Genomic DNA, 12,982 nt, shown 5'->3' with positions numbered 1-12,982 from the left:
CTAGAGGATGCCGAGGTTGCGCTGCAACTCGTACGGCGTCACCTGGAGGCGGTAGTCCTGCCACTCAGCCCGCTTGTTGCGCAGGAAGTGCTCAAAGACCTGCTCGCCCAGGATCTGCGGCATCAGCTCGGATTCCTCCATGGACCGGATCGCGTCGTGGAGGCTTGCCGGCAGCGGGTCATGTCCCATGGCCCGGCGTTCAGCGGAGCTGAGCGACCAGACGTCATCCTCCGCCGCGGCCGGCAGGTCGTAGCCTTCCTCGATCCCCTTCAGGCCGGCGCCGAGGAGGACGGCGTAGGCCAGGTAGGGGTTGGCTGCGGAATCGATGCCGCGGTATTCGATCCGGGCGGACTGGCCCTTGCCGGGCTTGTAAAGCGGAACGCGGACCAGGGCGGAGCGGTTGTTGTGTCCCCAGCTGAGGTAGCTGGGCGCCTCGCCGCCGCCCCAAAGCCGCTTATACGAGTTCACGAACTGGTTGGTGACCGCCGTGAACTCCGGCGCGTGCTTGAGGATGCCGGCGATGAACTGGCGGGCGGTCCGGGACAGCTGGTATTCGGCGCCGGCCTCGAAGAACGCGTTGGTGTCGCCCTCGAACAGCGAGAAGTGGGTATGCATGCCGGAGCCGGGGTGGGCGGTGAACGGCTTGGGCATGAACGTGGCGTAGGTGCCCTGCTGGAGGGCCACTTCCTTGATGACGGTGCGGAACGTCATGATGTTGTCCGCCGTCTGGAGCGCGTCCGCGTAGCGCAGGTCGATCTCATTCTGGCCAGGCCCGGCCTCATGGTGGCTGAACTCCACCGAAATCCCCACGGATTCGAGCATCGTCACGGCCGTGCGGCGGAAATCCTGTGCCACGCCGCCCGGAACGTGGTCGAAGTAGCCGCCCTCGTCCACCGGCACGGGCGCCCCGTCGGGCCCGGGAGCCTGGGACTTCAGCAGGTAGAACTCGATCTCCGGATGGGTGTAGCAGGTGAATCCCATGTCCGCGGCCTTGGCCAGGGTCCGTTTCAGGACGTTCCGCGGATCCGCGGCGGAAGGTTCGCCGTCCGGCGTCAGGATGTCGCAGAACATGCGCGAGGTCTGCTCGGTTTCGCCGCGCCACGGCAGGATCTGAAAGGTGGACGGGTCCGGCTGGGCCAGCATGTCCGATTCGAAAACACGTGCCAGTCCCTCAATCGAGGAACCGTCGAACCCCAGGCCTTCCTCGAACGCGCCCTCCACTTCAGCCGGAGCCAGCGCCACGGACTTCAGGGAACCCACGACGTCGGTGAACCAGAGGCGCACGAAACGTACGTCGCGCTCTTCGATCGTGCGCAGGACAAACTCTTGCTGGCGGTCCATGGTGGCCTCTTCTCCGGTCAACGTCCATGCTCACGGTCCGGGGTGGGCAGCCGGGAGCAGTTCACAAACACTGTACTAAGCATTCCGCGCCGCTGCTTGAGCCGCCGCCGCGCGTAACACAGCGTTAACACGCCCCGCTGCCGTGCCACGGTAGCTAGGACGGCCGGTACCGCATTAAGCTCGTCCTATGGCCACCAGCAACAGCTCAGATTCCAGCATGCCCGCAGAACACCCCGCCCCATACGGGAGCGGGCCGAGGCAGCAGGACAGGCAGCCAGGCGCGCCGGAAGCCGCGCGGACGCCGGCCAAGATCCGGGTGCACCACCTGCAGCAGGCCAAGCGCGACGGCACCAAGTTCGCGATGCTCACTGCCTACGAACAGTATTCAGCCGGGATCTTCGACGAGGCGGGCATCGAGGTGCTTCTGGTGGGTGATTCGGCGTCGAACAACGTCTTCGGCAACGAGACCAGCCTCCCTGTGACGGTGGACGAACTGCTCCCCCTGTGCCGTGCCGTTGCCCGGTCCGCCAAGCGCGCGCTGATCGTGGCCGACCTTCCCTTCGGCAGCTACGAGGTCTCGCCGGAGCAGGCCGTGGCTACGGGGGTCCGCTTCCTGAAGGAGGGGCTGGCCCACGCCGTCAAGATCGAAGGCGGGAAGTACTACGCCCCCACCGTCCGGGCCATGGTCCAGGCGGGCATCCCCGTAATGGCGCACATCGGCTTCACGCCGCAGAGCGAGCACGCCCTGGGGGGCTACCGGGTCCAGGGCCGCGGGGAGGATGCCCGGCGGCTGGTGGATGACGCCGTTGCGTTGGCGGATGCGGGCGCGTTCAGCGTCCTGATGGAAATGGTGCCGGCCGGGGTTGCGGCAGCAGTGGACGCCGCCGTCACCGTTCCCACCGTGGGCATCGGCGCAGGCAAGGAAACCACCGGGCAGGTCCTGGTGTGGCAGGACATGGCTGGCCTGCGCGGCGGGAGGATGGCCAAGTTCGTTAAGCAGTACGCGGACCTGCGCTCCATCCTCCTGGAAGCGGCAACCGCCTACGGGGAAGATGTCCGCTCCGGTGAATTCCCCGGACCGGAACACACCTTTTAGCATGCGGCCTGGCGGCGGCGGTCAGTCGTCGTCGCCCTTTTCCCAGGCTTCATTGCGCGCGTGGACCTTTTCCATCGCGTGTTCCGCCTCTTCCCTGGTCTTGTAAGGGCCGATCAGCTGGCTCCAGTCGGAAAGCCTGTCCTCTTCCACCTGGTGCGTGTTCACGTTGTACCAGTACTCAGTCATCGTCGCTCCTTGGTTCCCGCGGCGGAGCCGGAGGTGATCCGCGTAACTTAAATCCATACGCGGACCTTCCCGGCGTCCCGGTTGTTAGGCGTTCTGCCCTGCCTTATATGATCAATCTATGCCTTCCCTTGCCTCGACTGCACCCATCGGCACCCTCACCCCGGGAACCGTGGGCCCGCAGCGTCCCGTCCCGGCGTCAATCCCCCGCCCCGAATACGTGGGCAGGCCGGCACCGGCAAAGTTCACCGGCTCTGAGGTCAAGACGCCGGAAACCATCGAAAAGATCCGTGTCGCCGGGAAGATTGCCGCGCAGGCCATCGTCGAAGTGGGCAAGCACATCCGGCCCGGCGTCACCACGGACCAGCTGGACAGGGTGGGCCACGAGTTCCTCCTGGACCACCACGCCTATCCTTCGACCCTGGGCTACCGGGGCTTCCCCAAGTCCCTCTGCTCTTCCCTCAATGAGGTCATCTGCCACGGCATTCCGGACAGCACCGTGGTCCGTGACGGCGATATCCTCAACATTGACATCACGGCCTACATCAACGGCGTCCACGGAGACACCAACTACACGTTCCTGGTGGGCGACGTCGATGAGGAATCCCGCCTGCTGGTGGAGCGGACGAGGGAATCACTGAACCGCGCCATCAAGGCAGTCGCCCCGGGCCGCGAGATCAACGTCATTGGCCGGGCCATCGAGTCTTACGCCAAGCGCTTCGGCTATGGCGTGGTACGCGACTTCACAGGCCACGGGGTGGGCGAGGCATTCCACACCGGACTCATCATCCCGCACTATGACGCCGCTCCCGCCTACAACACCGTGATCGAGGCAGGGATGGTGTTCACTATTGAACCCATGCTCACCCTGGGCACGGTGGAATGGGACATGTGGGCGGACGACTGGACCGTAGTGACCCGTGACCGCAAACGCACGGCGCAGTTCGAGCACACCCTCCTGGTGACCGAGTCCGGCGCCGAGGTGCTCACCCTGCCCTAGCTTCCAGCGGCGGGGCGGTCCGGTACCGCCCACGCGCTGACTCCGGCACTGCCGGACAACCCCGGCCGGCACCGGCCGCACATCCACTGACCGCACCTGCCAGAACGGAATCCCATTGGCCAAGAAGGACGAGAAGTCTCCAAAGAACGCACCGCTGATCGGCATCGACATCGGAGGCACGGGCATCAAGGGCGGCATCGTCGACCTGAAGAAGGGCAAACTCCTGGGCGAACGCTTCCGCGTCCCCACTCCCCAGCCCGCTACGCCGGAGGCAGTGGCCGAGGCCGTGGCCCTGGTGGTGGCGGAGCTGTCCGCCCGTCCCGAAGCTCCTGCCGCCGGCTCCCCGGTGGGCGTCACCTTCCCGGGCATCATCCAGCACGGCGTGGTCCACTCCGCGGCCAACGTGGACAAGAGCTGGCTGGACACTGACATCGACGCCCTCCTCACGGCCCGCCTGGGCAGGCCGGTGGAGGTCATCAACGACGCCGACGCGGCAGGCCTCGCCGAGGCACGCTACGGCGCGGGTGCCGGGGTCAACGGCACGGTCCTGGTCATCACGCTGGGCACCGGAATCGGATCGGCCTTCATCTTTGACGGCAAGCTGGTCCCCAACGCAGAACTGGGCCACCTTGAGATTGACGGGCACGACGCCGAGACCAAGGCCTCCGCCGTAGCCCGGGAACGTGACGGCCTCTCCTGGGACGAATACAGCGTGCTGCTGCAGCGCTATTTCTCCCACGTGGAGTTCCTCTTCTCCCCGGAGCTGTTCATTGTGGGCGGCGGCATCTCCAAGCGCGCCGACGAGTACTTGCCCAACCTGAAGCTGCGCACCCCGATCGTGCCGGCTGTCCTTCGTAATGAGGCAGGGATCGTGGGAGCTGCCATTGAGATTGCGCTTCAGCACAAGCTTGCCAAGTAAGGCGTGATGCCGGTGGCGGCCGCGGCTTCCCCTCCGCTGCCGCCACCGGGAGATTAGAGCGGGCTCTTCTCGGAGTTCCCGCCGCCCTTCGCTGCGGCACCCCTGGCGTCATCGGCTTCGTGGCGGAGCAGGGCGATGGCGGTTTCGAAGTCTTCGAGGGATTCGAACGCCTGGTAGACGCTGGCAAACCGCAGGTAGGCAACCTTGTCCAGTTTTTGCAGCGGTCCCAGGATGACCAGGCCTACCTCGTGGGCGTCAATCTCCGCAGCGCCGGACGCCCGGATCTGCTCCTCGACCTCCTGGGCCAGCAGCGCAAGGTCGTCTTCGCTGACCGGACGGCCCTGGCAGGCTTTGCGCACGCCATTGATGACCTTGCTGCGGCTGAAAGGCTCTCCCACGCCGGAGCGCTTGATGACCGACAGGCTGGTGGTTTCCACCGTGGTGAAACGGCGGCCGCACTCGGGGCACTGCCGGCGGCGCCGGATTGACGAGCCGTCGTCCGCCATGCGGCTGTCGACGACCCGGGAGTCGGGGTTGCGGCAGAACGGGCAGTACATGTCGTCCCCTCTCTCGCATTGACCGGCAGGGCGCGTGCTTCAGCGGCCCCGTGGCGTCTTCCAGTCTACGGCCACATGTAGGGTAATAACAAGCCTGTAATTACTACATGTAGTGGCTAGGACGGTGTTGTGAAGCGCACTGTAACAGCGTCTCCGTGAGCAGGAAGGTCCTCCGCGCGGGAGAGGCTGACAATGTGGCCGCCCACTTCCTCCAGCGCCTGCCGGGTGTAATTGACCACCTGGATGGCGCGCAGGAAGGTGGTGACGTTCAGGCCCGAGGAAAAGGCCGCGGTTCCGCTGGTAGGAAGGACGTGGTTGGATCCCGCACAGTAGTCGCCCAGGCTGACCGGGCTGTAGTCCCCCACGAAGATGGCGCCGGCATTGCGGATCCGGGCCGCAACGGCGGGCGCGTCCGCCGTCATGATCTCGAGGTGTTCCGCCGCGTAGGCGTCGCACGCCGCGATTCCCTGTTCCAGGCCGTCCACCAGGACCACCCCCGACTGCGGCCCCGACAGCGCCTCCTGCACCCGTGCGGAGTGCCTGGTTGCAGCGGCCTGACGGTCCAGTTCACTGCGCACGGCGGCCACCAGGTCCTCCGAATCGGTGATCAGCACGGACGCTGCCTTGGGATCGTGTTCGGCCTGGCTGATGAGGTCCGCGGCCACCAGCGCCGGCTTGGCGGTAGCGTCCGCCAGGATGGCGATCTCGGTAGTCCCGGCCTCGGAGTCAATGCCCACCACGCCCTTGACCAGCCGCTTGGCTGTGGCCACGAAGATGTTCCCTGGCCCGGTGACGACGTCTACGGGTTCAAGGGCCGGTCCCGATGCCGAAGCTTCCACCCCGTAGGCAAACGCGGCGATGGCCTGCGCGCCGCCAATGGCATAGACCTCGGTGATACCGAGCAGGTGGGCCGCGGCCAGGATGGTAGGGTGCGGAAGCCCGCCAAACTCCTTCTGCGGCGGCGAAGCCAGCGCAATGGAGGCCACGCCTGCGGCCAGGGCCGGCACCACGTTCATGACCACGGAGGACGGATAGACGGCCAGGCCGCCGGGCACATAGAGGCCAACACGCGCCACCGGAACCCAGTTCTGGCTGACCACGGCACCGTCGCCAAGTTCAACGTCCACGTTGCGCGGGCGTTGGGCATCCGCGAATTTCCGCGCCCGGCTGATGGATTCCTCCAGCGCCCGGCGGACTGCCGGATCAAGCTGCTCCAGGGCAGTCCGGAGGGCATCGGCCGGAACGCGCGGGTGCTGCTGCTCCACGCCGTCGAACCTTTCCGCCAGCTCGGACAGAGCTGTGAAGCCACGCCCGCGGACCGCGGAAATGATCGATTGGACCTTATCTTCGGCGTCCGCTGCGGTGCTGCCCTGCGCCCGCGGAACGGCTGCCCGCAGCCCGGCGAGGGACAGGGCCCGCCCGCGGAGGTCGACAGTACGGAAATTCACGGCTGAAGTGGCGGGCACGGCGTCCGGGGAGATAGTCACGGCTCCTATTTTACGGCTCCGCCACCAGGCCTTTTGCGCTGCCGGCAGTCCCGGACTTCCTGCGGCCGCCACCATCGAGCACTTCCAGCGCGAACACCGCGATGGCGGTGGCCGCAGGCCACAGCAGCAGCACCGGCCAGGCGCGCAGGGAAAAAGCGATGCTCGCGTTCGCCGAGGCGTCCACCGGCGGGCTCCACAGCCGTGCCGCCGCCATGCCCGCCTGCCATGCCAGGACGGCGCCCAACGTTGCTCCGGCCAGCGCGAGCAGCAGCGCGGCCTGCCGCCGTGGCCGCCGGCCGTCCACCAGGAACACGGCCAGCAGGCACCCTGCGAACAGCAGGACTGCGCCCAGGGTCAGGTCCCGGGGCAGCCAGGTTAAGGGGTTTGCGCCCGTCCCCAGGGCGGGGTCGCGGGTGATGAGGTTGAGCCCGCCGGGCGACAGGAGCCACCACAGGATTCCGGCCGGAATTCCCGCCAGGGCAGGAACAGCCAGCATGGCCCAGGGCAGGCGGTGGACCCCGCCGCTACTTTTACGCATGCAACAAACCTTAACAAACCCCCGCCGCCGGTCCTTCCGGGCGGAACCTGCGCGGGCAGTTTCCGGGGGCCGGCCGCCGGCAAATACCCTAGGAAGGGGAAACACCAGACATTTATCTTTCAGGAGCACCAGGTGACTGACAATACCGTGCCGTTCGGGCCGACGTTCAAGGAGATCTTCCGCCGCCACGCCGCGGGCGTCGCCATCATCACGGCCAACTACCAGGACCGGCCCTACGGGTTCACGGCCACGTCCGTCGCGTCACTGTCCGCAGAGCCTCCCCGCTTCACCTTCAACATGGCCCGCAGCTCGAGTTCCTGGCCGGCGGTGGCCAACACCACCTACATCGGCGTGCACATGCTGGGCCTGGAAAACCACGAACTCGCGGACCGGTTCGCGCGCACCAGCAACAGGTTCGAAGGCGACCACTGGGAAACCGGACCGCACGGCGTGCCCATCCTCAAGGACGTTGCCGGCTGGCTGATCGGTGAAGTCCAGATGCGGCTGTCCTTCGAAAACAACGCCGTGGTGGTGGTCCAGGTGGTGGACGGCCAGGTGGGCGGCGATGGTTCTCCGCTGCTCTACCACGGCGGCGGCTACAGCCAGCCGGTCCCCCTGGACTACGAAATCTAGCAGCCCCGGCAGTACAGCGGCCGACGGCGGGAGTCTCCTCCCGCCGTCGGCCGCTGTTGGTTTTCAGGCATCCAGGCAGGCCGGACCCAGCAGGACTTTCAGGTCGCCAAAGAGGGAGGGGCTGGGGTTGACCCGCAGGTGCACCGGCAGCGCCATGATTTCCGTCCGGGTGTCGCCCTGCAGGTGCAGGCGCACCTCGGAGTTGCCGCGGTGGGTACGGAGGACGTCGCCGAGTTCGGTGACCACGGGCTCGGTGGCCTTGTGCGTGGGCATGGTGATGACCAGCGGCCCGTTGAGGCCCTCGCTCAGGTCCGGCACCGAAAGCTCCATGCAGTTCAGCGTGATGGCGCCGTCGTCCCGTTTCTGCAGGCGGCCCTTCACCACCACGATGAGGTCTTCGGCCAGCACGGAGGCGATGGGTCCGTAGACCTGGCCGAAGAACATGACCTCGATCGAGGCTCCGAGGTCCTCCACTTCCGCGCGGGCGTACGCGTTGCCGCTGGCCTTGGCGATGCGGCGGCTGAGCGAGGTGATCATGCCTGCGATGGTAATGATGGCGCCGTCCTGCGGTCCGTCCTCACCGAGCACCGAGGTGATCGTCTGCTCCGCGTGCTGGCTCAGGACCCCCTCGAGCCCCTGCAGCGGATGGTCCGAAACATAGAGGCCGAGCATGTCCCGCTCGAAGGAAAGCTTGTCCTTCTTCTCCCACTCGGGCAGGTCCGGGATTTCGATGCTCAGGGATGCCTCGGACTCGGCTTCCTCGAAGCCGGCGAACAAATCGAACTGGCCAATGGCCTCGTTGCGCTTCAGCGTGATCACCGAGTCGATGGCTTCTTCGTGGATCATGGCCAGGGCACGGCGGTGGTGGCCGAGTGAATCGAAGGCGCCGGACTTGATCAGCGATTCTATGGTCCGCTTGTTGCAGACGACCGCCGGGACCTTCATCAGGTAATCCTTGAAGGACGTGAATGCCCCTTCGCTTTCGCGGGCGGCGACCATGGCCTCCACCGCGTTGACGCCCACGTTGCGGATGGCGCCCATGCCGAAGCGGATGTCGTTTCCGACCGGGGTGAAGTTAAGCGCCGACTCGTTCACGTCCGGGGGCAGCACGGTGATGCCCATGCGCCGGCACTCGTTGAGGTAGATGGCCGACTTGTCCTTGTCGTCACCCACGGACGTCAGCAGTGCGGCCATGTACTCCGGGGCATAGTGCGCCTTGAGGTAGGCGGTCCAGTAGGAGATGACGCCGTAGGCCGCCGAGTGCGCCTTGTTGAAGGCGTAGTCGGAGAACGGCAGCAGGATGTCCCACAGGGTCTTCACGGCCTCCATCGAGTAGCCGTTGTCCTGCATGCCCTGGGAGAAGCCGGCGAACTGCTTGTCCAGTTCCGACTTCTTCTTCTTGCCCATGGCGCGGCGCAAAATGTCTGCCTGGCCCAGCGAATAGCCTGCGAGCTTCTGGGCCACCGCCATGACCTGCTCCTGGTACACGATCAGGCCGAACGTGCCGCCGAGGATTTCCCTGAGGGGCTCTTCGAGCTCCGGGTGGATGGGAATGACTTCCTGGATGCCGTTCTTGCGCAGCGCATAGTCCGTGTGCGCGTTGGCGCCCATGGGGCCCGGACGGTACAGCGCCAGGACGGCTGAGATGTCCTCGAAGTTGTCAGGCTTCATGAGCTTGAGCAGGGACCGCATGGGCCCGCCATCGAGCTGGAACACGCCCAGGGTGTCGCCGCGGGCCAGGAGTTCGTAGGAGGCGGCGTCGTCCAGTTCCAGGTTTTCCAGGTCCAGGTCGATGCCGCGGTTCATTTTGATGTTCTCGAGGGCGTCGGAAATGATCGTCAGGTTCCGCAGGCCCAGGAAGTCCATCTTGATCAGGCCAAGGCCCTCTGACGTGGGGTAGTCGAACTGGGTGATCACCTGCCCGTCCTGGAACCGGCGCATGATCGGGATGACGTCGATGATCGGGTCGGAGGACATGATCACGCCGGCGGCGTGGACGCCCCACTGGCGCTTCAGCCCTTCAATGCCGAGCGCTGTTTCGAACACCTTCGCCGCTTCGGGATCGGTGGCGATCAGCTGGCGGAAGTCGCCCGCCTCGCCGTAGCGCTTCGCTTCCGGGTTCTGGATGTCCGCCAGCGGGATGTCCTTGGCCATCACCGCAGGCGGCAGCGCCTTGGTCAGCTGCTCGCCCATGCTGAACGGATAGCCCAGGACCCGTGAGGAGTCCTTGAGCGCCTGCTTGGTCTTGATGGTGCCGTACGTGACGATCATTGCCACGCGCTCATCGCCGTACTTCCGCGTCACGTAGTCGATAACTTCGGAGCGGCGGCGGTCATCGAAGTCGACGTCGAAGTCGGGCATGGAGACACGGTCCGGGTTGAGGAACCGCTCGAAGATCAGGCCGTGCCGCAGCGGGTCGAGGTCGGTGATGCGCATGGCGTAGGCCACCATGGAACCGGCGCCGGATCCACGGCCGGGACCCACCCGGATGCCGTTGTTCTTGGCCCAGTTGATGAAGTCGGCCACCACCAGGAAGTAGCCGGGGAAGCCCATGGAAGTGATGACGCCCAACTCGTAGTCGGCCTGCTTGCGTACCTCGTCCGGCACGCCTTTCGGGTAACGGTACTGCAGGCCCTTGTCCACTTCCTTGACCAGCCATGAGGTCTCGTCCTCGCCGGGCGGGCAGGGGAAGCGCGGCATGTAGTTCGCATCGGTGTTGAAGGAGACTTCGCAGCGCTCGGCGATGAGCAGCGTGTTGTCACATGCCTCGGGGTGGTCGCGGAAGAGCTCGCGCATCTCGCGCGGCGATTTCAGGTAGTAGCCGCTGCCGGAGAACGCGAACCGGGACCCGCCGTTGTCGTACGTCGGTTCCAGCAGGGTGGAACCGGACTGGATGGCGAGCAGGGCCTCGTGGGCCTTGGCGTCATGCTCGTGGGTGTAGTGGAGGTCGTTGGTGGCCACCAGCGGAAGGTTGAGTTCCTTGGCCAGCCGGAGGAGGTCGCCGGTGACCCGGCGTTCGATGTCCAGGCCGTGGTCCATCAGTTCGCAGAAGTAGTTCTCCGCGCCGAAGATGTCCCGGAACTCGGCGGCCGCCTCCAGCGCTTCGCGGTACTGGCCCAGCCGCAGGCGGGTCTGCACCTCGCCTGACGGGCAGCCGGTGGTGGCGATGAGCCCTTCGGAATAGGTGTTGAGCAGTTCGCGGTCCAAGCGGGGCCACTTGCCGAAGACCGAGTCCAGCGATGCGATGGACGATGCCCGGAACAGGTTGCGCATTCCCGCGTTGTTGTAGCTCAACAGGGTCATGTGCGTGTACGAGCCACCGCCGGAGACGTCGTCCTTGCGCTGCGACTCGTCGCCCCAGCGCACGCGTTCCTTATCCGTGCGGGCGGTTCCAGGTGTCACATAGGCTTCGACGCCGATGATGGGCTTGATGCCCTTGGCCTGGGCCTTCTGCCAAAAGTCGAAGGCCCCGAACAGGTAGCCATGGTCCGTGGTGGCCAGGGCCGGCATGCCCAGGCGCTCCGTCTCGTCGAACAGTTCCCCCAGCCGGGCGGCCCCGTCCAGCATGGAATATTCCGTATGCGTGTGCAGGTGGACGAACGAATCATTGCTGGAAGTCACCGCACTATTCTATGCGCTGGCCTCCGCGGGACCCGGTCATGCCCGGCCGGACTCCAGGACTTCGAGCGCGTAGGCGAGGTCCTGCGGATACTCGCTGGTGACCCGTACACGCTCGCCCGTCACGGGGTGGTCGAAGCCGAGTTCCCGGGCGTGCAGCCATTGCCGGGTCAGCCCGAGGTTTGCCGCCAGCCGCGGGTCGGCACCGTAGGTGAGGTCGCCGGCGCAGGGGTGGCGCAGTGCTGAGAAGTGCACACGGATCTGGTGGGTGCGGCCGGTTTCCAGGTGCACTTCCACCAGGCTCGCCTTTCCGAACGCCTCCAGCACCTCGTAGTGGGTCACGGACGGCCTGCCGTCCTCGATGACGGCGAACCGCCAGTCATGCCCCGGATGGCGTCCGATCGGCGCGTCAATGGTTCCGGTCAACGGATCGGGCAGGCCCTGCACCACGGCATGGTAGACCTTGTCCACCGTGCGCTCCTTGAACGCCCGCTTCAGGGCGGTGTAGGCGCGTTCGGATTTGGCCACGACCATGACCCCGGAGGTTCCGACGTCGAGCCGGTGGACGATGCCGGCGCGCTCGGGCGACCCGGACGTCGAGATCCGGTATCCCGCCCCGGCGAGGCCTCCGACGACGGTAGGTCCCACCCAGCCCGGCGACGGATGGGCGGCGACGCCCACGGGTTTATCGACGACGACGAAATCATCGTCGTCGAGCAGGATGTTCAGGCCTTCCACTTCTTCCTCCACGACTTTCAGGGGGTCCCGGCGCTCCGGCAGGGTTACCTGAAGCACGTCCCCCGCCACCAGCTTGGCCGACTTGCCCAGGGGTCTGCCGGCGCTCAGCACATGCCCGCCGGCGATGAGCCCGGCCGCAGCAGAACGCGAGATCCCCAGAAGCCCCGCCAGTCCGGCATCGGCGCGCTCCCCGGCAAACGTGTCTGGAACCACCAGGCGGTCAGTCATCTTCATCCCCGTTGCTGCCCTGCTCCGCGCCCTTGTCCTCGTCCCGGTCCGCGGAGGCCGCCCGTGACCCGTCGAGGGCTATCCCCCGCAGCGTCAGGACGCAAATGATCGCCACAGCGGAGACGACCGCTGAATCGGCGATGTTGAAGATGGCGAAATTGGGGAGCTGGATGAAGTCCACCACATGACCCATGCCGAACGACGGTTCACGAAACAGCCGGTCTGTCAGGTTCCCCAGCGCCCCGCCCAGGAGCAGGCCCAGAGCCAGCGACCACCACACCGAGCCGAGCTTGCGGACCTGGAAAAGGATGGTCAGCGCCACCCCGGCCATGATGATGGAAAACAACCATGTGACGTTTTCACCGATGGAAAAAGCCGCGCCGGAATTCCGGATGAAGTACCAGTGCAGCAGCGGGGGAAGGACCGGGATCCGTTCGCCTTCCACCATGGTGGAGGTCACCCAGATCTTGGTCAGCTGGTCCAGCGCGTAGGCGAAGACGGCGCATCCGGCAAAAAGGGACAGCAGCACCGCGCGGCGCGGGCGGCGGGCGGGCGGATGGGGCGGTGCCGCACCAGCGGCAAGTTCGTCTGTCATGGTGCTTTCATTCGTAAAAACAGGTGGCAAGCAGAAAGCCGGCGGCCGA

Annotated in this window: 12 protein-coding genes; 4 read left to right on the top strand and 8 right to left on the bottom strand. The window is 66.1% G+C overall.

Annotated elements, in window-relative coordinates; genetic code table 11:
- A complete protein-coding gene (locus tag ACIQCN_RS03415) occupies positions 1-1,341 on the bottom strand; it encodes a glutamine synthetase family protein (protein ID WP_400608431.1) in 1,341 nt (446 codons plus the stop codon).
- 187 nt (positions 1,342-1,528) lie between these two features.
- Here ACIQCN_RS03415 and panB point away from each other — a divergent pair, with 187 nt between their 5' ends.
- Positions 1,529-2,437 (top strand): 3-methyl-2-oxobutanoate hydroxymethyltransferase, encoded by a 909-nt coding sequence (panB, locus tag ACIQCN_RS03410; protein ID WP_400608429.1) that lies wholly within the window; start codon positions 1,529-1,531, stop codon positions 2,435-2,437.
- A 21-nt stretch (positions 2,438-2,458) separates the two neighbouring features.
- On the opposite strand, the gene ACIQCN_RS03405 is transcribed toward panB, so the two are convergent.
- Complete coding sequence (locus ACIQCN_RS03405; RefSeq protein ID WP_400608427.1) at positions 2,459-2,623, bottom strand: SPOR domain-containing protein; 165 nt, start codon at positions 2,621-2,623, stop codon at positions 2,459-2,461.
- A 118-nt stretch (positions 2,624-2,741) separates the two neighbouring features.
- Here ACIQCN_RS03405 and map point away from each other — a divergent pair, with 118 nt between their 5' ends.
- Entirely contained in the window at positions 2,742-3,620 is an 879-nt protein-coding gene (gene map / locus ACIQCN_RS03400; protein ID WP_400608425.1) for a type I methionyl aminopeptidase, read from the top strand.
- 115 nt (positions 3,621-3,735) lie between these two features.
- Positions 3,736-4,539 carry a polyphosphate--glucose phosphotransferase gene (gene ppgK / locus ACIQCN_RS03395; RefSeq protein ID WP_377217054.1) on the top strand — a complete coding sequence of 268 codons (804 nt, stop codon included), beginning with the start codon at positions 3,736-3,738 and terminating at the stop codon, positions 4,537-4,539.
- Between the two features lie 53 nt (positions 4,540-4,592).
- Here ppgK and nrdR read toward each other — a convergent pair whose 3' ends face one another.
- The 3 genes from nrdR to ACIQCN_RS03380 all read right to left on the bottom strand — a co-directional run bounded on the left by nrdR (position 4,593) and on the right by ACIQCN_RS03380 (position 7,121).
- A complete protein-coding gene (gene nrdR, locus ACIQCN_RS03390; protein WP_400609410.1) occupies positions 4,593-5,096 on the bottom strand; it encodes a transcriptional regulator NrdR in 504 nt (167 codons plus the stop codon).
- Positions 5,097-5,212: 116 nt separating this feature from the next.
- The gene (gene hisD / locus ACIQCN_RS03385) at positions 5,213-6,583 is read right to left on the bottom strand and encodes a histidinol dehydrogenase (RefSeq protein WP_400609409.1); all 1,371 of its coding nucleotides are present in this window, start codon (positions 6,581-6,583) and stop codon (positions 5,213-5,215) included.
- A gap of 10 nt (positions 6,584-6,593) precedes the next feature.
- Positions 6,594-7,121, bottom strand: coding sequence for a hypothetical protein (locus ACIQCN_RS03380; RefSeq protein ID WP_400608419.1), 528 nt, complete (start codon positions 7,119-7,121; stop codon positions 6,594-6,596).
- Between the two features lie 132 nt (positions 7,122-7,253).
- On the opposite strand from ACIQCN_RS03380, the gene ACIQCN_RS03375 reads away from it, so the two are divergent.
- Positions 7,254-7,754, top strand: a complete 501-nt coding sequence (locus ACIQCN_RS03375; RefSeq protein ID WP_377217050.1) for a flavin reductase family protein — start codon at positions 7,254-7,256, stop codon at positions 7,752-7,754.
- Positions 7,755-7,817: 63 nt separating this feature from the next.
- Here the strand turns inward: ACIQCN_RS03375 and dnaE are convergent, their stop codons facing one another.
- Genes dnaE through lspA form a run of 3 tightly spaced genes read right to left on the bottom strand, consistent with a single transcriptional unit; the run spans position 7,818 to position 12,933 of the window.
- Positions 7,818-11,375, bottom strand: a complete 3,558-nt coding sequence (gene dnaE / locus ACIQCN_RS03370) for a DNA polymerase III subunit alpha (protein ID WP_400609407.1) — start codon at positions 11,373-11,375, stop codon at positions 7,818-7,820.
- Between the two features lie 36 nt (positions 11,376-11,411).
- Positions 11,412-12,338 (bottom strand): RluA family pseudouridine synthase, encoded by a 927-nt coding sequence (locus ACIQCN_RS03365; protein WP_400608416.1) that lies wholly within the window; start codon positions 12,336-12,338, stop codon positions 11,412-11,414.
- Positions 12,331-12,933: a signal peptidase II gene (gene lspA, locus ACIQCN_RS03360; protein ID WP_400608414.1), complete on the bottom strand. Its 603-nt coding sequence runs from the start codon at positions 12,931-12,933 to the stop codon at positions 12,331-12,333. Before lspA ends, ACIQCN_RS03365 begins: the two co-directional genes overlap by 8 nt.
- Positions 12,934-12,982: the final 49 nt, after the last annotated feature.

The sequence above is a fragment of the Pseudarthrobacter sp. NPDC092424 genome, assembly GCF_044754925.1.
Lineage (GTDB): Bacteria > Actinomycetota > Actinomycetes > Actinomycetales > Micrococcaceae > Arthrobacter.
This window is presented reverse-complemented; position numbering and strand designations above follow the sequence as displayed.

What these genes read in the sequence shown, in the direction of transcription:
- lspA (WP_400608414.1), bottom strand. Translation starts at nt 12,933, where the DNA reads ATGACAGACGAACTTGCCGCTGGTGCGGCACCGCCCCATCCGCCCGCC.
- panB (WP_400608429.1), top strand. Translation starts at nt 1,529, where the DNA reads ATGGCCACCAGCAACAGCTCAGATTCCAGCATGCCCGCAGAACACCCC.
- map (WP_400608425.1), top strand. Translation starts at nt 2,742, where the DNA reads ATGCCTTCCCTTGCCTCGACTGCACCCATCGGCACCCTCACCCCGGGA.
- ACIQCN_RS03365 (WP_400608416.1), bottom strand. Translation starts at nt 12,338, where the DNA reads ATGACTGACCGCCTGGTGGTTCCAGACACGTTTGCCGGGGAGCGCGCC.
- ACIQCN_RS03415 (WP_400608431.1), bottom strand. Translation starts at nt 1,341, where the DNA reads ATGGACCGCCAGCAAGAGTTTGTCCTGCGCACGATCGAAGAGCGCGAC.
- ACIQCN_RS03380 (WP_400608419.1), bottom strand. Translation starts at nt 7,121, where the DNA reads ATGCGTAAAAGTAGCGGCGGGGTCCACCGCCTGCCCTGGGCCATGCTG.
- ACIQCN_RS03405 (WP_400608427.1), bottom strand. Translation starts at nt 2,623, where the DNA reads ATGACTGAGTACTGGTACAACGTGAACACGCACCAGGTGGAAGAGGAC.
- nrdR (WP_400609410.1), bottom strand. Translation starts at nt 5,096, where the DNA reads ATGTACTGCCCGTTCTGCCGCAACCCCGACTCCCGGGTCGTCGACAGC.